The organism is Sporosarcina sp. FSL K6-5500 (assembly GCF_038005665.1).
Taxonomy (GTDB): Bacteria; Bacillota; Bacilli; order Bacillales_A; family Planococcaceae; genus Sporosarcina; species Sporosarcina psychrophila.
Genome location: NZ_JBBOTP010000001.1, coordinates 782,657 through 804,325, shown reverse-complemented (window position 1 = coordinate 804,325; position 21,669 = coordinate 782,657). Strand labels below are relative to the sequence as shown.

Genomic DNA, 21,669 nt, shown 5'->3' with positions numbered 1-21,669 from the left:
CGTTAGTATTGGCAATTTGATTAGGAGGATTCGCATGAAAAAAACCATATTTTTTTTGTTAGTAGTTTTACTATTGGCAGGATGTGCCTCAAAGGATAATAATAGGGAAAAAGGGGCTGAAGAAAAAGTGGATAAAACAGTTGAACAACAGACACTTTCATTACAATTATTGAAAGCAGACGAAGAAGCCGGGGTAACGATTGAAAATAGCGAAGTCTATAAAGAGTTAAATCGAATGATTATGGAAAATGCAGACATGGGACTCGCCAATGATTTCAGTATTAATATTATTGATATCGTGGACAGTGGAACAGAAAACGCTTCATTGCTTTTCTTAGCCATCAATCGTTTGGATGAACCCATGAAAAACATCAAGTTCGACTATACATTAGGTCATGATAATGGTGCATTTGTGTGGGAGGGCGTTGAAGTGGACCTTTCCGAGCAGGAAACAGGTATCATTCAACCGAATCATGCAGTTCCATTCTCTCTGAGCATAACGCCTGAACAAGAAGCACTCATCGACACACTTGAACAAGATAACCAAGTCGTGAAGATGGATAACTTTAAATTTGATTCAGTAAATTAATGAAAGCGTTGCAATGCTACTTATGATTGCAACGCTTTTAGTTGTTCGTATTTATAATTTAATTGGCGATGCAATAAAAAAGAGAACAACAGGTATCATTAATAAAGTTTCATCTTGGTATAACGGATAGGAGAGTATCAAAATCGGGGAAAATAGAATCGATACAATTACATTATCTTATTTAAAATTCCAAACGCCTAAGGAAAACAGATCTAATATTATTTGTTTTTTCTTAATATTATTATATGTAATTGGTGTAATTCCAATTATAGGAGTACCATTTTCGTTTATTTATTTTATGGCGGCAATTGTGCCGGTAGCAATCCTACAAATTTGGGCATTGCTTTATTTATTCGCCCCATACAAATTTGAGAAGTCCTATTATCTCTTTTTTGGTGTATATGGGGTTGTTAATACATATGTCTATTTTTTAGCAATACAAAAGTTATTGTATCTTCACTTAGGAGCAGAAGGGAAAGGTCCTTTTATTATTGGATTTCTTCTCTTTATCGGCTTACTGGTAACGATGAACTGGTTGAATATAAAGGCGCTGTACACAGGAACATATCATAAAATGCAACAGATGGTGAGTATTAATGTTAGATGGTTATCATTCGCAGGATTAGGTTATGTAATCGGCCAACTTATATTAACGTTTGTCTATAGTGAGTCCGCAAAAATGATGATTTTCATTTTTTTAATTTCACTATTATCAATTATAACAGCATATTTTTCTGTATATCTGCATCGTTACTTTTATATTGTCAAAAACAAGGATCTTGTAAAGCAGGTTTATCCGGAATTTAGTCTACCACTGAAAGAAAGACAAGACGGATCTAAAAAAAGTAATAGAAAGAAGTGAAGATATGATTCCAGAGTTTACGGAAAATGATATTTTCGTTATGTTGCAAACGCTGAATACAAAGTCAATCATCGGTTTTTCCAATCCATTTATAGCGTTAACAAAATAGGAAATAGAAAAGGAATGGGAGAAAACGTATAAGAAATTTCATCTTCGTGGGCTTGTTAACCTCGTCGACGGTGAAGTTAAGTTAGAGGAAGTGTTCGCCAATGCGCTCTGGATTATGTCCAGAACGAATTTGACTGTGGAAATTCTTACTGACGGAAAAAAGAAAAGCGTATTTTATTTCGGTACAGAGAATGTAGTTGAATGCTCTAAAACTTTGGGGAATAATTACACGCTCTATATGCACGGGGCTCCTAACGACACATGGAATGGCGTCATCTATCCACGTATACTTACTGGCGTTGAAAAACAACACGTGCAAATGAAGGATAGGATTCTTATTCCGACATCTATGAATAATACATTCGTGGAAAAAGATGTAGTTTTGGATACCGATAAACTAGGGCCGTTCAATGAAAGTCCTAATTTGAACAGCGTAACTAAAAAGTTGAATCATTCCATTATAGTAAACTTATACATAGTCAACAGTAATTTTTAATCATGATTGGAGAGTCTCGAAATGAAGAAGCTACTTAGAATTTTATTCGCCGCAATACTATTAGTGGGGTGTAATGGCGACAATGACCAAAAACCGCAGACGGGAGAGGAAGAAAACGTGAAAAAAGAGATAGAGCAACAAGCGCTTTCGATGCAAGTATTAAAAGTAGACGAGGAAAATGGCGTCACGTTGGAAGAAGAGATGTATCAACAATTGTCCGGACTTGTAGAAGTCAATCCCGATATTGGGGTTGCGGAAGACTTTAGTATTCATGCAATTGACTTTGTAGAAAAGAGTGCAGGCGAGAGTGTCATGTTATTTTTAGGAATTAATCGATTGGAAAAGGGAATCAAAAATATTACGTTAGAATACACGTTGGGCGTTGAAACGGAGGATACTATAAAATATGTATTCAAGAGTGAAAAAGTAGACCTATCCGAATCATTTGCAGGTGTTATTCAGCCAAACCATGCGATTCCATTTACCCTTCCGGTTACACCAGAGGGGAAAGAACTGCTTCAATTGATGACTGAAGAAAACAAAACTGTGAAAATTGAAAATGCTAAATTCGAATTGGAAAAATAAATAAAATGCTACAGCTTTTTACGAAGTTGTAGCGCCTATTATGTTTAAAGTATGTAGGGAGGTAGGTCTAGAAAACGTGAAGAAAATAATAAGGAACGTATGGGAAGTATTGAAGCAATCTGCTTCGGAAATAAAGGCGAATTGGAAGTTTAGTCAACTCGTTCAAGGAAGAAGTAAAAAGATGAAAATGTATGGATTAGTTTATATGAATACCTGTTTTTTTCTTGTCTACGCAAGTCTTTGTTTTATTTCAATGATTTATAATCTTTTTGGTATCATAGGCGGCACAATCCTAGGAATCATGGAAAGCCCATATTGGTTCTTGTTATTTCTATTGCCAGTAGCCGCGCTGCCATTTTTGTATTTTGTACATAACATTTGGACCTCAAACTATTCCGGCTTTAAAAAGGAATATTTAAAAACACATTCGATTCAAGTACCTCAAGGGGATTGAATTTTCCAGTGCATTCCTATTGGCTGATATCGGGGATGCCTTCATAACAGTCATATGCTTTGTTTTATTCTATACGATGATTTTTGTGTTGCCGGAGCAACTCGTTATCTTGTATTGCAAGTTCCGTTTTAAAAGCTTTAATTTTAATAAGAGAGGTAGCTTATAGAATGAAGAATAAGTAAAGAAACTATGCGGGGCGGACCTATACGGCGATGAGTGTAGAGCCCTTGAAGTGTCCAACGAATCGCCGCAGTTCTCCAACCAATTTTGAAAAGTGTCCAACCAACGAAGGAGTGTCCAACAAAACCCTCGAAGTGTCTAACCAATCGCGGTAAGCCTCCAACCAATTTTGAAAAGCGTCCAATCAACGAAGGTGTGTCCAACAAAATCTTCGAAGTGTCCAACGAATCGCCGCAAGTCTCCAACCAACGAAGGTGTGTCCAACAAAACCTTTGAAGTGTCCAACGAATCGCCGCAAGTCTCCAACCAATTTTGAAAAGTGTCCAACCAACGAAGGAGCGTCCAACAAAACCTTCGAAGTGTCCAACCAATCGCCGCAAGCCTCCAACCATTCTCGAAAAGACTCCAACCTAAGCATGAAATTGTTCTTTTACCTAGATTGTGAGGTATTCTAAATAGTGTGACTACATTTAAAGGAGGCTTTTTTCCATGAAATATACGCAAATTAAACATACCGAACTCAACGCATCCAACATTATTATGGGGAATATGCGTTTGACACAGCTTTCTTTAACGGAAATAGAGCAGTTAATCCGCACTGCACTTGATGAAGGGATTAACTTCTTTGATCATGCAGATATTTATGGTCAGGGTCGGTGCGAAGAATTATTTGCCGAGGCGATTCAAATGAGCCCTAGAATTCGTGATAAAATGATTTTGCAGAGTAAATGTGGCATCAAAGGTCAAGAAAACTACTTTGATTTTTCCAAAGAACATATCCTCGACTCAGTTGACGGTATTTTAAAGCGTTTAAACACGGATTACTTGGACCTGCTACTCCTTCATCGTCCTGATCCATTAATGGAGCCTGCTGAAGTTGCCGAGGCATTTGAGAAATTGCATAGCAACGGAAAAGTAAAACATTTCGGGGTGTCGAACCATAACCCAGCACAGATCGAATTGTTGCAAAAATATACACCACATAAATTAGTAGTCAACCAAATTCAGTTTAGTATTGCACACACACCGATGATTGACGCGGGAATTGCGTTAAATATGAATATAGATCAAGCTATCAATCGTGATAGCAGTATACTAGAATACAGTCGTTTGCATGATATCACGCTACAAGCATGGTCACCATTTCAAAATGGGTTCTTTGCTGGTCCATTCCTTGGCGACTTAGAGAATTTTTTAGAGTTGAATAAAGTGATTGACGAAATTGCTGCCAACTATGACGTAACAAACACGGCCATCGCAACCGCCTGGATTAGCCGCCATCCAGCTAACATCCAAGTCGTACTCGGAACAACGAATCCTCAGCGATTAAAAGACGCATGTAAGAGCACAGATATTACGTTAACAAGGAAAGAATGGTATGACATTTATAAAGCAGCTGGAAATATCGTTCCATAACAACACCATTATCAATTACAACGAAAACAACCTCCTGACCGGATTATCGGTCGGGAGGTTGTTCTGGTTTGAACCAATCATACCTCCACGCCAACCGATCATATCCCGCGTGGCCCAATCATGTATCCGCGCTAACCGATCATATCCCACGTGGCCCAATCATGTATCCGCGCTAACCGATCATATCCCGCACAGCCCAATCATATCTCCGTGCTAACCGATCATATCCCGGGGAGACCGATCATATGTCCGCGCTAACCAATCATATCCCACGGGGCCCGATCATATGTCCGTGCTAACCGATCATATCCCACGGGGCCCGATCATATGTCCGTGCTAACCGATCATATCCCACGGGGCCCGATCATATGTCCGTGCTAACCGATCATATCCCACTGCAGACCAACCATAGATGATACCGAATGCCGCCCGTACAATCCTACTACTGAGAATTGTCGATAGTTGTGCGAGGAAGGCAAGCCGGAAATTAGCGCAAATCCATTCAAAGTTTGGAAGCACTTAGTTGCTTCCAAGGAGCTATATAAACAGTAGATATCGGACAAACTTTGGACCTTCAAACCTAATAACGATATTAAAGTAATATCTCACTATAATAATAGGCGCACTATTCAAATTAGTTTAGAATTCGAAGTAAATTCACTGTCAAACAATTTGTAGATTTGTTATATTAAATCTGTAGTCTGACAATCTACAAACAATATGAAAAGGGGGAGTTAAGTAGTGAAACGGTTTTTAGTAGCATTTTTATCCATCTATATGGCAATTGCGATGGCATTGCCAGCATCAACGTTAGCTGCCCAAACAGTTGATACTGTCCAAGTTAGCCAAGCGACCCAACTAGAGGTTAGCAAATCCCTATTCTCACTTACGGAGATTCGCGATGTAGAGTTGGAAGTTGATTTTGGAAAGAAAGTAGACCTAACCAAACTGGAATTTCAATTTGGAGGGAAAAGTCTATCGGAGTGGAAGATGTGGGATGCGAAAGCGGAATCATATTCTGGGGATCCATTCATCATTGTTAAAAAAGAACCACACTATGTCGGTGGTACAACTAAGATTGCCGCTGAACTAGAGTTTGGACTACCTTTTAATACGGACAATCTATCAACACGGTCAATCCGTGTCATCTACAAAGAGCTAATTGGAGACTATGAACTTGCTCTGGTTGATGCTGCAAATGATTTAAATGCATCAACGACTGTAAAGTTAAATGTCTATGACCAATATCTCGACTGGGAAGCTATTAAGCCATCTATTGATAGTATTTTTGCCGAGTCAAATAAATTAAACGATCGCTATTTAGAGTATCAAAGCCCAGGTAAATCTGTCGAGGGCCGCGACTTTCACCTTGTAGTACTTGCAAAAGATAAAGAAGCAGTGGATAAGTATCTCAATCAAACATTGCCGACTGCGCTTGAAAATCCGGAAGAACTAATGAAGAAGATTAAAGACGGCACGATGGGTGATTATCAAGTTCCAGTCTGGTTCAATAATATCCATCCAGATGAAGTGGAAGGAATCGACTTCCAAACAGAGCTGCTAAAGAAATTCGCGATGGAATCACAAGTTAAATTCACATCAACGGATAAAAATGGTGATTCTGAAGAAGTCATTTTGGATATGGACAAAGTATTAGACAATATTATTTTTATCTTTAACTTTTCACATAACCCGGACGGACGTGTCCTGAATACACGAGCTAATGCACTTGGATTTGATTTGAACCGTGACAATGCTTACCAAACACAGGTCGAAACGATTCAATTGAATCAGGAAATTGCGAAGTGGACTCCGCTTACAATGGTAGAAGGGCATGGCTATGTAAATGGATTCTTAATTGAACCGGCTACACCGCCGCATAACCCGAACTTTGAATATGATTTACTTATTAAAAGCATGACTGAACAGGCACATGAAATGGGGAAAGCGGGAATTGGTAATTCTAATTTAACTTCTTATTTCCTAGCTTCAGAAGGCTATAAAGATGGATGGGATGACATGGGTCCTTCCTATACACCTATCTTTTCAATGCTTCATGGAACTCTTGGACATACTGTCGAGGTGCCAACTTTAAGTCAGGACTCTTTACGCGCTATGGTAGGTACTGGCTTTGGAGCGACAAACTATGTCCTTGAGAATAAAGACGAGTTATATTTAAACCAGCTTGAAATCTTTAGTCGTGGAATTAAAGGACAAGACAATCGTCTCGTTGATCCATTGTTAACGAATGCAGCTGGAGATTCAATCGGTCGGGTTCGCGGGAATAATGAAAACTTCTTCCCGGATTACTATGTATTACCGGCTGATGCAAGAAATCAGAAGAACGTGCTAGAAGTTTATAATATGGTAACGTATTTAATCCGCAACGGTTTAACAGTTGAACAAACGACTAAAGACATTATGATTGAAGCAACTACTTATCCGAAAGGAACTTATGTTGTTCCAATGAAACAAGCAAAGCGCGGCTTGGCGAATGCGATGCTTTATAAAGGCGATGACGTTTCTGATTGGGAAGCAATGTACGATCCCGTTGTTGTTAATTTCCCAGCGCTTAGAGGTTTTGACGTCGTTGAAGTACGTTTTGGAGATGAAGAAGGATTCGAAGGACATACAACAAAGGTTAGTGCAATAGAAGTTCCAGCAAGCGAAGTTAAGAAAACGGCTACTAGACAAGTACTAAAAAACACTAATAATGACACAATCAAACTTGTGAACAAACTCCTTGCAGAAGGAAAACAAGTCGGCTTGGTGCAAGAGGAAAAATTCGGATTCCGTAAAGGCGATTTCGTAGTTAATACAAGTGATTTACTCTCCTACGTCGAGGATTATACCTTTGAAGCGAATCCTTTACCAGCATACAATGCGTTTGAAATAAAGTGGATTTCGGAGCCAAAGGTAGCAGGAAGCGGTTCTAGTCAATTGACATTTTCGTTGAAAGAGCTAGGCTTTAAGCTAGTTGATGAGAAAAATGCAGAAGTCATTATCTCTGATAGTACTTTGCCTAAAGATTTATCAGGTAAAACGTTCGTAGGTATTGGTAACGGTGTACTAAAAGCTGTTAAAGATGCAGAGTTACTAGAAGGATTCGATTATGTAACGACTCAAGGTGGACATGAAGGACTTGTGAAAGCGACAGTAAATGTCAATCACCAATTAACTTCTGGTTATAAGGCAGATGAGCTTCTATATACAACGAGGGGTTCATGGATAACTGAAGTACCAGTGGATGCTGAAGTATTGGCAACAGTCAAAAATACGGATGATTTCTTCGTTTCGGGATGGTGGCCTGGACATGAAGGAGCGCAGGGGCAAACATTCGCCTTTACGCAGCAGTTGGAAGATTCAACAGTGACGCTATTTGCGAACGACTTAGCGTTTAGAGCCCACACGAAATACTATTACCGTATGTTAGCGAATAGCATCTATGCTTCGGCAAGTGAAGATACAACGCCAGAGTGAGTAGTTGATGCGAAACCGGCTACCGCCAAGTTAAATTCGAAGCAAAATAGAAAATTTCAAAGTATTAAGGGGACCCAGTCATTAATACAATGACTGGGTCTATTTGCTTCTGCTAAATTGAAATCTCTAGGATTTGTCATTTTCATAGGCAGGCCATTCATATACTAGCTGGAGCCGATCATATCCGCGTGCAGACCAATCATATCTCCGCGTAACCGATCAAATGCCACGCTAACCGATCATATCTCGACGCAGCCGATCAAATCCCACGCGCACCGATCATATCTCGACGCAGCCGATCATATCTCGACGCAGCTGATCATATCCCACGCGACCCGATCATATCATGACGCAGTCGATCAAATCCCGCGCTAACCGATCATATCATGACGCAGTCGATCAAATCCCGCGCTAACCGATCATATCATGACGCAACCGATCATATCCCACGCGAACCGATCATATATCAGCCCCAACCAGTTTTTTCAGGGTATTCAATAAACTCAAAGTCTGTTAAGGTAATTATATAGTTAAAGAGGGATGTCTTCAGCCTGATCGCTATGAATGATTGGGATAAAGGAAGGCGTTTTTTTATGCCCATAACTAGGTTCATATCTATGAGAATTAATTGAAAAGGAGGTTTTTGTTATGAAGAAAGTATTTACTGTCTTGCTGGCATTTACTATTGCGATAGGCTTCTCATTCAGTTCGGTGAATGTTGAGGCGGCTAGCCCGAAAGTCGTGACATATAAAAATTGCACAGAGTTAAACAAAGTGTATAAAGGCGGCGTAGCAAGATCTGCATCTATTAAAAATGTAGGCGGGGAAACGAAGTACAAGCCATTTGTATCTCAGGCAATCTATGATGCGAACAAAAAAAGCGACCGCGATAAAGATTTAATCGCGTGTGAAAAGTAACTATAAAAGTAACGAAGCAGCTTCAGTCCAGATGGATAGGAGCTGTTTTTTACTATAGTGTCTGGTTAGGCTTGGTTGTTGTTACCCTAATTCGCACTTCAAATTCATATGTATCCGCTCCCGATGTTTCTTCTCACCAGCTACTTTTATACCGAATTACTGCACATATTCTGCGAGTGTAAATCCTCTCCTATACAATAAGTGGACAGACTTTTAAGTGCACGTTTGACTATTAATTTATTCATTCAGCTATAACGGGAGCCACTAAACCGTGCACGATACATTGTATTCCAAGGTGATTAAATCATAGTTCATTAGCAGTGGTTAAAATAACAGTAAGTCGTTACGTATTACTGATGTTGTGTAAGTGGGGTAGTTGCATTACGATAACTAAGTGTTACTGAAGGAAATTCCTTCATATAATATATCTTCCACTGTTAATCATCCAAAATTTAGAATTGAAGTTAAGATGCTTCTTGGGCATAATAGAGAAGAAGAGCTTTGATGATCTATTTTTAATTGCGATAGCTGAAGAGGCTCACCTAATGGGAAATGAGTTACTGCCCTATCTTGATAAAAGATGAGTGGGAGTTGAAAGTGATAGACTGTTATTGAACCCGTAGAAAGAAGTCGGACATGTTAGATGAATAGTAATTTATGACTTAAATTGATAAAACCACCTAGAAGGGGAGAATGTCGAATTGGTAATTCCATTAACACTAAATCAATCACATGTATCTATAAGTAAGCTTGAGGAAGTATTTGGTACACAGGTGAAAACGATTCATCAAGAAATGAATAAAGGTACTTCTGAAGGTGCTGATTATTTGGGGTGGAAGAATTACCCGAATGAGATTTCGTCAAATGAATTAGAGGATGCTCTGAAGGCGGCGAAAAAACTGCGTGAAAATGCAGATTTGGTTGTTGTCATAGGTATTGGAGGTTCTTATTTAGGAGCGAAAGCGATTCAAGATGCGCTATCACCGTATTTCGAAAAAAACTCGGATGATCCTGAAGTACTCTTTGCTGGCCAAAACTTGAGCGGTGCATATATGAAACAATTATTAAGCTACATGGGGAGTAAAGAAGTTGCCATTATTGTTATTTCGAAATCTGGAACAACGACGGAACCTGCAATTGCTTTCCGGATTATGCTTGAATATATGGAAAACCGTTATGGTTCATCCGCAAGCGAACGAATTGTTGCGATTACCGATAAATCAGAAGGTGCTTTGAGGGAAATGGCTGTCCGTTCAGGGTTTACGTCTTTCATCATACCAAATGATATTGGGGGCCGTTATTCTGTTCTCACGCCAGTTGGTTTAATCCCTCTTGCAGTAGCTGGTGTCGATATTGAACAACTCCTTGCAGGAGCAAAAAAAGCCATTCATGATCTCTCGAACGCAGATATAGGTTCGAATATAGCTTATCAGTATGCTGCTTTACGAACGCTACTGTTATCTGAAGGCTACAATGTCGAAATTTTAGCGAGCTTTTCCCCATCCTTTGAAACTTTCCATGAGTGGTGGAAGCAGCTCTTTGGTGAAAGTGAAGGGAAGGGCGGAAACGGTATTTTCCCTGCCGCCGTCGCATATCCTACCGACTTACATTCCCTCGGTCAATATATACAAGATGGTCAACGGATGCTCTTTGAAACGTTTGTCCATTTCACAGAAGAAGCGGAGGATTGTGCGATACCTTCATCCAAAGAAAACTTGGATGGCTTGAATTATCTATCGGATAAAACATTAAATGAAATAAATGAAGTAATGATGCATGGGGCTATGGAGGCGCACCGAGATGGAGGCGTACCTTTACTACGTCTTGAAGTGGCTAAGCAAGATGCCTATCATGTTGGTTATCTCATATATTTCTTCCAACTTTCATGTGCAATGAGTGCTTACTTGCAGGGCCTAAATCCTTTCGACCAGCCAGGGGTTGAAGAATATAAAAACAATATCTTTAGATTGTTGGAGAAACCCGGGCATGTAATAGCGGCTCTATAACAGGTGTAAGTTTTAGTGATCTACAACTTAATAAAATGAGGATCAGACATGTACATAAATGTCTGATCTTTTTTGTATATAGGAAATGATTGGGCTGGGGGGATGTATGTGATTGGTTATGTGGGGGGTATGATCGGTTGGCGGGAAATATGATCGTTGGTGTGGCGTTATGATTGGTTGGAGGATTATATGATCGTTCGTGTGATGTTAATGATCGGTTGGCAGGTTATATGATCGTGCGTTAGGTAGTAATGATCGGTTGGCGGGATAAATGATCGTGCGTGAGGTAGTAATGATCGGTTGGCGGGATAAATGATCGTTCGTGTGGTGTTGCTGATTGGTTGGTAGGATATATGATCGTGCGTGAGGTAGTAATGACTGGTTGGTGGGATATATGATCGTTTGTGTGGCGTTATGATTGGTTGGCAGAGGATATGATCGTTCATGCGGGGTAATGATCGGTTGGCAGGATATATGATCGTTCACGCGGCGGATTTGATTGAGGATAAACATTTAGCTAATAATGGATAAATACTCCAGGGATAGCGTGCACAAGGAGATAATTCTCTTTTGTGACAACAAAAAGTACAGTGGGAAAATTCGAGGCGATTCTTTCAGGCTAGCACAAGACTTTTGTAAACGAATGAATTACAATAGTATTCATAAGATAACAAAAACCGACAAATTTCGATAAAATGTAGGTTTTTTGTGGATTGCTCTAAAGGGAAGAGGGTTAATTTCATTTGTTACATTATGAAACGCATAACTTAGGTCCTCAGCATGAGTGGGTCGTATTTCTTCATGGCTTGGGTGGGAATTCGAATATATGGTATAAACAAATAAAAGAGTTTAAAAAGCATTTCAACCTGCTCTTCATTGACTTAAGAGATCATGGCGGTTCTGCTAATTATGAACCTGAATTGCTGACATATACACCTGAAATTTTAGCTAAAGATGTCGTAAAGGTAATGGATTGCCTTTCTATTGAGAAGGCTCACTTTGCCGGCATTAGTTTGGGTTCTGTTGTCTTACATGCGATGCATATTTACGCACCCAGTAGAATTAAAAGCATGATTTTAGGCGGTGCAATTATCCGGTTAACAAGTGTTGCGAAAGTGATTCTGAGAACAGGAAATTTGCTTAAAAGTGTGGTCCCCTATATGTGGTTGTATAAAACATTTGCACGTATCCTTATGCCTAAAGCACACCATAAGAAATCAAGGGACGTTTTCATCCTAGAAGCAAAGAAAATTCGTCAAAAAGGGTTTATTAAATGGTATCGATTTGCTGCCAAGGTTTGTGAAATTTATCCGCGAATTGATTGTGAAAAACATGAAATTCCCAAGATATACATCATGGGTGATCAAGACTATATGTTTCTTGGCCCCGTTGAAGAAGATACGATAAAGGATAAAAGCGCTAGATTGCATATTATTGAGCAATGCGGCCATGTCTGTAATATTGAGAAGCATAAAGAGTTCAATCAAATAGCTATACAGTTTATCAAGGAACAAGTTAAAGTGGAGCAGGAATTATTAGCAACTAGTAAGCTTGTTAGTATTGCGTAATGTTAAATGAGGACCAGCCTGGATTGTGAGGGCTGGTTTTTTGTGCTAGTTAAAAAGCAAGAAAAATATATTTCGAGTGTATATTTATATAGACGGCACTTACAAAAAGAATGTTCTTCCAACACCGCTTTGTCGCTTGGTGATGGCCTCACGCAATAAGCCTGTCAGAAGATCACTTGGGAGGGATTGAATTGCATCCCTCCTTGGTCTTATTGCTTCGGCGTCTGGAGGATGCGGGTGTGCAGCCTTTGCCGCAGGACGCGGCGACATTGGGCTGCCTTTCATTAGTGTCGCTCCTTCGCTAGATTTGTTCATTATACTAATGAAGGTGTAGCAACCAGTTCACTCCAAATAAGTAGTACCGAACATTTACAACCCCATTGTAGAAAGTATGTTCCTAAGCATGTTATGATTATAGTAAAGATACGTAAAGAATAGTGAAAAGGGTGGAAGCGTCATGGATAAAAAAGAACAACAGTTATTTGCACACTACTACGACAAATTTGTTGAAAGAAGTTTTGATGAAAAGGACTTCTATAGTTTCATGATGTTGGTTCGAGACGATGCGCATGGAATTGATAGTGTTAATGGGCTTGCTGATTTCATCGCGCTAAGGGAGAAGAGCTCGGGATATGTAGGGGAGTACCTAGGAGACTGCAAACAGGTTATCGCAAATTTGGGTAATGGGGTCAAAGCTAAAAAAATTGAGGATATCTTCTCGTTTAAAGAAATAAGGAATGGTTTTAACGCGCTGTTTTTGAAAAATGGCTTTGAGAAGTTACCTGCTGAAATCATCAATGATTTCATTTTATGCACGATTTCTTTATTGCAGGACGTAAAATTAGTATCGGGTAATTTGAATAAAGAAGTGGGACATCTGAGTTTTGCTGTTTCCAGCAAAGAAGTATTTTTGATGGGGAACATGAAGACTTTAAACAAAGGCCGCTATATTCCTGTTACTTTTCAAGTTTTGTCTGTCAAGAATAGCTACGAGGCAATAACACCACAGGACAAAAATGATACACCGTATTTGTTTAACGAGGAACTAATTGAGGTTGTAAATATCGAAGGAAATCTTGTAATAACGTTTCCGGAATAACTTTCTGATGCAATGACATAAAATCTAAACTAAAACCAGCCAAGATTATAAATGGCTGGTTTTGCTGTTCATAGCTAAGAAAGTATACGTTTTTTTGACTTAGAATAATGTCTAGTCAGCTCGGATGCCCACAGGATGTGGGTTACGCGGCGATTGTCGTATTTTTCAGTTAAGCAAGATATGGGCAAGGCGATGAGTCATGAAATGTCTGAACTAACAGGCAAAGCTGAAGCTGGTTTGATCAGCAACGTTGTAAAAGCATTTTTGTAGTATAAAGAATTTCAGGTGCCACACTACGTGAAGCTATTCGGAAAATTCAGCGGCAATCAGATTTACAGACCTCTTCCTGACACCTTAGTATTATTATGAAATCGCATGATTTATTTGACTTTATTCCTCGCACCCACACCCGCACAAATTGTTTTCTGTCGATAGAACCCCCCAAAACAGGCACATTATAATCCATAAAAGCGCTCGAAAATCGCTATCTCAAAGAATAAAAAAACTCTTTCAAAATTTCAAAGGCTAAGAAGTTCCATTAAATGATAAGTCAGAATGTTGTTGATTATTAAAAAGTATCGTTGTATTATTAACCTAATACTTATTAGGTGGGGATACACAATGAGAGAAAAATTATTGAAAGCGGCTATTTATCATTATTCACGTTACGGTTATCAAGGTGCAACGATGCAAAAGATTGCTACAGAAGTTGGCATTAAGCCTGCTTCCATCTACTTTTTTTACCAAAACAAAGAAGCTCTATTTATTGCAGCATTCCAGAAGTTATTAGAAGAACACTTTAGTCAGATGAAAAAAATTATGGATGAAGTAGAAAACTCCCCAATAGAAGAGATTTTCTGTAGTTTGCTGCATGGCACTGTCTCATTCCATAAAGAAAAAGAAGAAGAAACGGCGGCTTATATTTCATTAATCACTTCTCCTCCGCCAGAGATAAAGCAGTTTCTGAAAAATCATATGGAGCAATTTGATAACTGGCTCATACAATCGCTAAACGCTTCTTTAAGGCATTACTATCCATCTATTTCTGAACAGCAATGTGTCAACGTAACAAGACAATTTTTATTAATAATGGATGGTGTCTTTTGGGAAATGAATATGTACGAGGAAAATACTTTGTCTGAGCAACTCCAACATGCTTTCCATCTAACAACTCTAATTTTGAGGGGGATTGAAGATGCAAAATGATTATGCTCGAGAAGTTGTACCGATGCATGAACGTAAGAAATGGTTTTCCATCAGTCTAATCTGGATTGCTGTTGGAATTGATTTATCTGCTATGTTATTTGGGGCACAACTCGGGGCAGGAATGGCTTTTAATGACGCCTTGCTGTCTGTGGTAATCGGATCTCTGATATTGGGTGTTCTAGCTGCATTTTGTGCATACGTTGGGGCGGCTACTGGATTATCAACGTCTATGATTTCTCGTTCCGCCTTCGGAAGTTCAGGCGCGAAAATTGTTTCGGTCTTTCTTGCTATCTCGTTAATGGGGTGGTTTGGTGTACAAGCTGGTTTTTTTGCCGAAAACGCAACTGTTGCTATCTCCGAGGCGATCGGAATTCAATTACCCATTCCGCTTCTAGCTGGAATAGGTGGATTGCTGATGATGTTGACGGCGATGTTCGGATACCGTGCAATAGAGAAGCTCAGTTCTTGGTCTGTACCACTATTAATCATATTAGTGATTCTCGCGGTTGGAATGGCGATCACTAAATTTGGCACTGCTAGTGTCGGGGCGCCTGTAGAAAATACATTCTCGATAGGAATGGCAATCTCACTAGTGATTAGTATCTTTGTTGTAGGTGCGGTAATTTCACCGGACATTTCACGCTGGGCTCGAACAAAAAAAGATGCAGTTCTAGCTTCTTTCTTTGGTTTCTTTATTGGTAATAGTTTTATGTTGGTCATTGCGATGATTCTATCCCGTGTCATGAATGAAGATAATTTGACGACGATTATGCTGACTGTCGGTCTTGGGATTCCGGGTATTCTCGTATTGATTTTGGCGCAGTGGACAACTAATACGAGTAATGCTTATTCTTCTGGACTCGGTTTAGCTGTTATTTTTACGAAGACTAGTAAAGCGAAATTAACTTTTGCGGCAGGTACAATTGGGACGCTTATGGCCGTTTTCGGGATTTATGGAAACTTCATTAACTTCCTAAGTATTATCACAATGTTTATCGCGCCAATAGGCGGTGTGTATACGGCCATTTACTATATAGGCGGGGCAAAAATGCTGTCATTTGAATCTTCTGCAAAGTACAAAGCATATCCGTTGATCGCTTGGGGGACGGGGACTTTAGTGAGCTGGATGACACTGGAGAATCCAATTGGACTGGAACTTTTCAAACTGACAACAATTCCATCTTTAGATAGTTTCATCATCGCTTTTGTTACACAGGGAATTTTTTGTTTTGTCATTAAACGTCAATTTACGAAGGAGAATCAGTATGAAGTGGTTAAATGAAGAAGATATCGAGCACATTGCGATCGGAGCATCCGTTCTTGGAACAGGTGGGGGCGGGGATCCCTATATAGGGAAATTAATGGCTCTTCATGCGATTCGTAAATATGGGCCGGTTCAAGTAATTACGATGGATGAGCTGAAAGAAAATCATTGGATTGTCCCTATTAGCGGGATGGGGTCGCCCAGTGTACTCGTCGAAAAAATTCCTTCATTCGAAATGTTAATGGCACCTTTGGTTGCGTATGAAAAAGCAAGTGGGAAAAAAATTGATATCGTTATGCCAATCGAAATTGGTGGGGTTAACTCATTGATTCCCGTGGCTGTAGCAGCAATGAAAGGCATCCCGATTTTAGATGGCGATGCAATGGGACGTGCCTTTCCAGAAGCTCAAATGGTTACTTTTCATCTTGATGGGCTAAAACCTGAATTGGTCACGATTGCAGATGAAAAAGGAAACACGGTCACGATTGAACCGGCAGATGGCCACTGGAGTGAAAAAATTGCTCGTAGTATTACGATCTCGATGGGAGGATCGTCAATTGTAGCTGATTATGGAGTGACGGGTACACAAGCGAAAAAAAGCGTCATTCCTGGTACATTGACACTTGCTCAAAAAATAGGCGAGATACTGAAACAGCCACGAAATGGAGCAATGCATCCGATCGAACAAATGCTTACATTATTAGATGGACATCAATTATTTAGAGGAAAAGCAGTTGAAATCAAGAGGGGAATCGAGGGTGGATTTACGAGAGGGAAAGCTGTTTTTGAAGGCTGTGAAGAAAATGATCTTGATTCTTGCGTGCTATCCTTCCAAAATGAACATCTTCTTGCTGAAATAAATAACAAACCGATTGCTATGACACCAGATTTAATTGCTGTTTTAGATGAAGAAACGGGCATGCCCATTACAACAGAAGGTTTGAGATATGGAGCTCGCGTCATCATTGTAGCTTTCCCGGCGAACGAGAGATGGCGGACGCCAATTGGCATTGAGACGGCAGGCCCGCGTTATTTCAAGTATCCATATGACTATACGCCATTAGAAATACTGATAAAGGAGTTTGTGCCTTCATGATAAGGTTAGGAATTGACGTTGGCGGTACCAATACAGACGGAGTTCTGTTGAATGCAAAAAATGAAGTAATCTGCAGTACCAAAACGCCCACCACAAAGAATGTTTTTTCAGGGATTCAAACGACAATTAAAGAACTACTAGCTAGTTCGGCGGTCAATGTCAGAGATATTAAAATAGCAACACTAGGAACGACGCATTGCACAAATGCAATCGTGGAGAGGAAATCATTAAATAGAATTGGAATCATTCGCATTTGTCTTCCTTCTGGAACAACGGTTCCTCCACTTGTCGACTGGCCAGAAGATTTAGTCGATAAATTACAGGCTAAAACCGCTTTGATTCACGGAGGTTACGAATTTAACGGTTCCCCAATTACAGGTATTGTGCGAGATGAATTAATAGAGACTGTCGAGTTGTTTAGAGACTCAGTAGATTCGATTGCTATTACAGGTGTATTTTCTCCGGTTCTAGCCGATCAGGAAAATGAAGTAGCAGCTTTTTTCCAACAGGAGTTACCACATATTCCGATTTCCCTTTCAAGTGAAATCGGTACGATTGGTTTAATTGAAAGGGAAAATGCAACCATTTTGAATGCTGCACTTAAGAATGTTATAAAGCATGTAGCAGAAGGCTTTGAGCAGGCATTGGTTAATGAAAGCATTCATGCAAAAATTTATTTCGGTCAAAATGACGGTACACTGATGACTAATGTCTTTGCTCAAAAGTACCCGATTTTCACCATCGCATGTGGGCCAACCAATTCAATTCGAGGAGCTTCATTTTTATCGAAAGAGCGCAATGCAATTGTCGTGGATATTGGTGGTACGACGACCGATATCGGTGTATTAGCAAATGGATTCCCGAGACAAACCTCTCTTGCCGTTGAAGTGGGTGGTGTCCGTACCAATTATCGCATGCCTGATATCTACTCACTTGGTTTAGGGGGCGGTACTCAAGTAACTTTAGAAGACAGTGCATGGAAAATTGGTCCTGAAAGTGTGGGTTATCAATTGCCCGAGAAAGCACTCATCTTCGGTGGTGAAACACTAACTGTGACGGATGTTGCTGTAGGAGTAGGCATGATGCAGATGGAGAATGCGCAAGAAGAAAAACTTCTTTCCATTCCTACACAAGAAATTTACCCACAAATTGTTGAAATGGTAGAAAAAGCAATTGATCGCATGAAAACAAGCGGGGATGACGTGTCAGTCGTGCTGGTTGGTGGTGGTGCAGCCTTGATGCCTGCCACATTAAAAGGTGCGAGTCGTATTATCCGACCTGAACACGCGGGAGTGGCAAATGCAATTGGTGCAGCACTTGGCGACATTAGCGGTACATGTGAAAAAATTTACTTGCTCGAAAATCGCGATCACCATGAAGTGATTGAAGAAGCAAAACAAGAAGCAATCCAAGCGGCTATTACGGCAGGCGCAGATCCTGATCAAATCGATATTATCCAGTTGGAAGACTTTCCATTGGCTTATATTCCAGGGGAAGCAATCTTGGTTAGAGTGAAAGTTGCTGGGCCTCTTTTGTTGGAGAGTGTGAAGTAATTTTGAATTATTTTGTAACCTGTTACTCTTTTTTACTTTTAAGGTTTTATCGGTCAAGAATAGCTACGAGGCAATAAACCACAGGACAAGAATGATACACCGTATTTGTTTAATGAAGAATTGAGTGAGGGTGTGAATATCAAAGGGGATCTTGTGATAACGTTTCCTTAGTAACTATCTGGTTCAATTACATAGGGCGCAAATGAAAACCTGCCATGGACTGGACTAAGAATTCCTCACTCTACATGCTTCGGCGCTGGATGGTCTATATCGAAATCGCATTAAGTTATCTATAATTGCGGTGGAGAAGAATAAAAGTCCCATTATGATGGATAGATTCAGAAATCCCTACTCTACACGCTTTGGCGCTTTGTGGATGCCTCCCGCGATAAGCCAGAAAGAAGACCGCTTTCAGTCTTATCGCTCCGGCTACCACGAAGACGCGCCTTCGCTGGATGTTCCAATGTATTTTTATAGAATATAGTATCCCTGTTTTTATTTTAAGGAAGTGTCACTTTCTTATAGAGGATCACATAATCTTTGAAAAGTTAGCAAAGAATACAATATACGTCGTGCTAGAGTGCCCGAAATTACATCTTCGGGCACTTACCATCTCTATAGATAGTTATCTATTCATTTCTTTCAAAGCAACTGCATTTTTCACTTGAATAGTGTAGGAACGCAGCAGGCGATTAGTCGCAACAGGATTAACGAAAAAGAGCAGCTAGAAGTGACGGAGTCACTTCTAGCTGCTCTTGCCCCTCGGTAAAAAAGTGTCGTGATTATTTCGCCGAAAGCAGGCCGGAAATATTCCAGTGAAAATGGCTGGTTTTTCCGTTCTATGCTATGTATTACGCGGCACTACTGGACAATCTCCAGTCAGATTATGCTTGGTATTCTTTTTCACCTTCCGTCGAAAGTGCCCCCGTGCGGGACAGAGGAGTGCCGCCTCTCTGTGATTAGTAGTATATGCACGATTGCCTAGAGATATACCTGTTAATCGTCTTGCCGGTGTAACGAACAAATCTAGCGACAAGCGGTGTTGGAAGAACATTCTATTTGTTAAATGCCGATTATCTATATAAGTTGAACTAATGATCTTATAAATCTCCAGCGAAGGCGTCTACTGGGGTAGCCGAAGCAATAAGACTGACAGTGGTTTTCTGTCCGGCTTATTGTGGGAGGCATCCCCTAGCGCCGAGCGTTGTTGGTAGGATTCTTTATTTCAACTTATATAGTACAGATTTTAGTGTGCTACTGCTGAATGGGTAGTGGCCTTTTTTGAGAAAATCCACCAAGGAGTAGCTTTCCATGTGGTATCAATTTTTGAATGATAATTGAAACTACGATTGGAATGACCAATCCAAATGCTGTGAATCCAATAATGCCATATGTGAAGTAATCATTTAACAAAATATCTGTAAAGATGTGCAAGTACATAATCGTTAGGGAGTGCTTCTCGATCCTTTGCAGCCAATTGAGTGACAGTTGAGTAGCGATGAGTTGGAATACGCCCACCAATACAAGTGTGAATGAAAGTGGAATGATCAAATCTAAAACAAAATGTTCATAACGCAAAAATTTCATGCTCAAATGATAGTCAATTACATTAAAGTTATCAAGTAAAACTGCTGTCACACTACCGATCAATCCCGCGGTTAACCATCTTTTCGAAACATTCATCCAAATACTCTTCATATAATAACCGAGTGAAAAATAGACGACTGCCATGAGAGCAACATCAATGTTCCAAATCATTGGGATTGTTTGAGACGCAGTATCTGGTGATCCACCAATGACGCGCATCGCAAACAAACTTTCAAAATGGGCAATACTATAAAAGATAGCCAAAATAATAATTTGTTTCGTACGACTAAAGTATTTTGTCATCCATAAGAAGAACAAATACGTAAAGAAAAGCGTAGTTACAAACCAGAATACACCATATGCACCACGTGCAAAACGTCCGCCGACAGCGAGTGTCCACAAATCATTTACATACCATGATAGATCCATATTGCCTGATCCAATTTCTAACCCGTAACGAATCAGCGTAATACTGACGAGGAAAAACAAATAGGGGACGATCAATTGCATAAAACGTTTTTGAATTGAAAGTTTCATTAAGCCCTTTTCTACAACAGGCTTAAAAAACAAACCACTTAAAATAAAGAATGCTGGCATGTGAAACCAATAGATATACTTCGCCAGTGGGAAATCGAGCTGTCCAGGATAATGACCAATGACGACAAGAATCATTAAAAATCCTTTGGTGACATCCACCCAGGATAAACGTTTCTTATTCATAATCAAACTCCTCAAGAAAATTGACGTATATCTAGTGTACAACGTATCAGTAGCTGGGAACGGAATGTAATAGATTTGACTCGAGAATGAAAGAAAGGTAGCAATGCTTGGGTGTATTTCCTTGAATTATCACGGACAACAAATTATTCTGAACCCTTTATGCGATTAGACAGAGATACTACATGTGACTGTTATTACTCGCGCCTTTTACAGCAGTACATTACTAATTAATAATGAATATAATTTTTTCATTATATTTTTATCTACCATCGTACATAACACATAGTAAGCTTCCAACGGAATAGTCAATACATGTGGTGAATATGGTAATGATTACTGAAAAACGGCCTTACTATTAATTGATTTGCAGAATGAAGGCGGTACATCGAATGTAGTTAGCGTGAATCAAATTTTGAAGAATACAGTTGTATTAATGAAACGTTGCCGTGGGGTGGACATCCCTATATTATGCTCAATTATGA

At 39.7% G+C, this 21,669-nt stretch carries 18 protein-coding genes; 16 read left to right on the top strand and 2 right to left on the bottom strand.

The features are described 5' to 3' along the window. Positions 1-34: 34 nt before the first annotated feature. From MKX62_RS03485 to MKX62_RS03440, 10 genes are all read left to right on the top strand, one after another. The gene (locus MKX62_RS03485; RefSeq protein ID WP_340740727.1) at positions 35-589 is read left to right on the top strand and encodes a lipoprotein; all 555 of its coding nucleotides are present in this window, start codon (positions 35-37) and stop codon (positions 587-589) included. Between the two features lie 310 nt (positions 590-899). Beyond that, positions 900-1,451: a hypothetical protein gene (locus MKX62_RS03480; RefSeq protein WP_340740726.1), complete on the top strand. Its 552-nt coding sequence runs from the start codon at positions 900-902 to the stop codon at positions 1,449-1,451. Between the two features lie 223 nt (positions 1,452-1,674). After that, entirely contained in the window at positions 1,675-2,055 is a 381-nt protein-coding gene (locus MKX62_RS03475) for a hypothetical protein (RefSeq protein ID WP_340740725.1), read from the top strand. 21 nt (positions 2,056-2,076) lie between these two features. Next, entirely contained in the window at positions 2,077-2,640 is a 564-nt protein-coding gene (locus tag MKX62_RS03470) for a hypothetical protein (protein WP_340740724.1), read from the top strand. Between the two features lie 76 nt (positions 2,641-2,716). Continuing rightward, positions 2,717-3,094, top strand: coding sequence for a hypothetical protein (locus tag MKX62_RS03465; protein ID WP_340740723.1), 378 nt, complete (start codon positions 2,717-2,719; stop codon positions 3,092-3,094). A 669-nt stretch (positions 3,095-3,763) separates the two neighbouring features. Beyond that, positions 3,764-4,690 carry an aldo/keto reductase gene (locus MKX62_RS03460; RefSeq protein ID WP_340740722.1) on the top strand — a complete coding sequence of 309 codons (927 nt, stop codon included), beginning with the start codon at positions 3,764-3,766 and terminating at the stop codon, positions 4,688-4,690. 741 nt (positions 4,691-5,431) lie between these two features. Then, positions 5,432-8,170: a M14 family metallopeptidase gene (locus MKX62_RS03455; RefSeq protein WP_340740721.1), complete on the top strand. Its 2,739-nt coding sequence runs from the start codon at positions 5,432-5,434 to the stop codon at positions 8,168-8,170. Positions 8,171-8,818: 648 nt separating this feature from the next. Further along, positions 8,819-9,088 carry an excalibur calcium-binding domain-containing protein gene (locus MKX62_RS03450; RefSeq protein ID WP_187045853.1) on the top strand — a complete coding sequence of 90 codons (270 nt, stop codon included), beginning with the start codon at positions 8,819-8,821 and terminating at the stop codon, positions 9,086-9,088. 701 nt (positions 9,089-9,789) lie between these two features. After that, entirely contained in the window at positions 9,790-11,094 is a 1,305-nt protein-coding gene (locus MKX62_RS03445; RefSeq protein WP_340740720.1) for a glucose-6-phosphate isomerase, read from the top strand. A gap of 743 nt (positions 11,095-11,837) precedes the next feature. After that, complete coding sequence (locus MKX62_RS03440; protein ID WP_340740719.1) at positions 11,838-12,662, top strand: alpha/beta fold hydrolase; 825 nt, start codon at positions 11,838-11,840, stop codon at positions 12,660-12,662. Positions 12,663-12,761: 99 nt separating this feature from the next. Here MKX62_RS03440 and MKX62_RS03435 read toward each other — a convergent pair whose 3' ends face one another. Next, on the bottom strand, positions 12,762-12,947 hold the full coding sequence (locus tag MKX62_RS03435) for a hypothetical protein (protein WP_340740718.1): 186 nt from the start codon (positions 12,945-12,947) through the stop codon (positions 12,762-12,764). Positions 12,948-13,119: 172 nt separating this feature from the next. Between MKX62_RS03435 and MKX62_RS03430 the strand changes: the two genes are divergently transcribed. From MKX62_RS03430 to MKX62_RS03405, 6 genes are all read left to right on the top strand, one after another. Then, positions 13,120-13,761, top strand: a complete 642-nt coding sequence (locus MKX62_RS03430; protein WP_340740717.1) for a hypothetical protein — start codon at positions 13,120-13,122, stop codon at positions 13,759-13,761. A gap of 135 nt (positions 13,762-13,896) precedes the next feature. Continuing rightward, positions 13,897-14,031 carry a hypothetical protein gene (locus MKX62_RS03425; RefSeq protein ID WP_340740716.1) on the top strand — a complete coding sequence of 45 codons (135 nt, stop codon included), beginning with the start codon at positions 13,897-13,899 and terminating at the stop codon, positions 14,029-14,031. 351 nt (positions 14,032-14,382) lie between these two features. Continuing rightward, on the top strand, positions 14,383-14,967 hold the full coding sequence (locus MKX62_RS03420; protein WP_340740715.1) for a TetR/AcrR family transcriptional regulator: 585 nt from the start codon (positions 14,383-14,385) through the stop codon (positions 14,965-14,967). Then, the gene (locus MKX62_RS03415) at positions 14,957-16,249 is read left to right on the top strand and encodes a cytosine permease (protein ID WP_340740714.1); all 1,293 of its coding nucleotides are present in this window, start codon (positions 14,957-14,959) and stop codon (positions 16,247-16,249) included. Before MKX62_RS03420 ends, MKX62_RS03415 begins: the two co-directional genes overlap by 11 nt. Next, positions 16,233-17,327 carry a DUF917 domain-containing protein gene (locus MKX62_RS03410; RefSeq protein WP_340740713.1) on the top strand — a complete coding sequence of 365 codons (1,095 nt, stop codon included), beginning with the start codon at positions 16,233-16,235 and terminating at the stop codon, positions 17,325-17,327. The genes MKX62_RS03415 and MKX62_RS03410 overlap by 17 nt, the downstream gene beginning before the upstream one ends. Then, positions 17,324-18,880: a hydantoinase/oxoprolinase family protein gene (locus MKX62_RS03405; protein WP_340740712.1), complete on the top strand. Its 1,557-nt coding sequence runs from the start codon at positions 17,324-17,326 to the stop codon at positions 18,878-18,880. Before MKX62_RS03410 ends, MKX62_RS03405 begins: the two co-directional genes overlap by 4 nt. Before the next feature lie 1,254 nt (positions 18,881-20,134). Here MKX62_RS03405 and MKX62_RS03400 read toward each other — a convergent pair. After that, on the bottom strand, positions 20,135-21,187 hold the full coding sequence (locus MKX62_RS03400; protein WP_340740711.1) for an acyltransferase family protein: 1,053 nt from the start codon (positions 21,185-21,187) through the stop codon (positions 20,135-20,137). Positions 21,188-21,669: the final 482 nt, after the last annotated feature.

Excerpts from the sequence above, each read along its gene's own strand:
- MKX62_RS03415 (WP_340740714.1), top strand. The coding sequence starts at position 14,957 with ATGCAAAATGATTATGCTCGAGAAGTTGTACCGATGCATGAACGTAAG.
- MKX62_RS03420 (WP_340740715.1), top strand. The coding sequence starts at position 14,383 with ATGAGAGAAAAATTATTGAAAGCGGCTATTTATCATTATTCACGTTAC.
- MKX62_RS03450 (WP_187045853.1), top strand. The coding sequence starts at position 8,819 with ATGAAGAAAGTATTTACTGTCTTGCTGGCATTTACTATTGCGATAGGC.
- MKX62_RS03400 (WP_340740711.1), bottom strand. The coding sequence starts at position 21,187 with ATGAATAAGAAACGTTTATCCTGGGTGGATGTCACCAAAGGATTTTTA.
- MKX62_RS03485 (WP_340740727.1), top strand. The coding sequence starts at position 35 with ATGAAAAAAACCATATTTTTTTTGTTAGTAGTTTTACTATTGGCAGGA.
- MKX62_RS03405 (WP_340740712.1), top strand. The coding sequence starts at position 17,324 with ATGATAAGGTTAGGAATTGACGTTGGCGGTACCAATACAGACGGAGTT.
- MKX62_RS03410 (WP_340740713.1), top strand. The coding sequence starts at position 16,233 with ATGAAGTGGTTAAATGAAGAAGATATCGAGCACATTGCGATCGGAGCA.
- MKX62_RS03475 (WP_340740725.1), top strand. The coding sequence starts at position 1,675 with ATGTCCAGAACGAATTTGACTGTGGAAATTCTTACTGACGGAAAAAAG.
- MKX62_RS03470 (WP_340740724.1), top strand. The coding sequence starts at position 2,077 with ATGAAGAAGCTACTTAGAATTTTATTCGCCGCAATACTATTAGTGGGG.
- MKX62_RS03435 (WP_340740718.1), bottom strand. The coding sequence starts at position 12,947 with ATGAAAGGCAGCCCAATGTCGCCGCGTCCTGCGGCAAAGGCTGCACAC.
- MKX62_RS03425 (WP_340740716.1), top strand. The coding sequence starts at position 13,897 with ATGTGGGTTACGCGGCGATTGTCGTATTTTTCAGTTAAGCAAGATATG.
- MKX62_RS03430 (WP_340740717.1), top strand. The coding sequence starts at position 13,120 with ATGGATAAAAAAGAACAACAGTTATTTGCACACTACTACGACAAATTT.
- MKX62_RS03460 (WP_340740722.1), top strand. The coding sequence starts at position 3,764 with ATGAAATATACGCAAATTAAACATACCGAACTCAACGCATCCAACATT.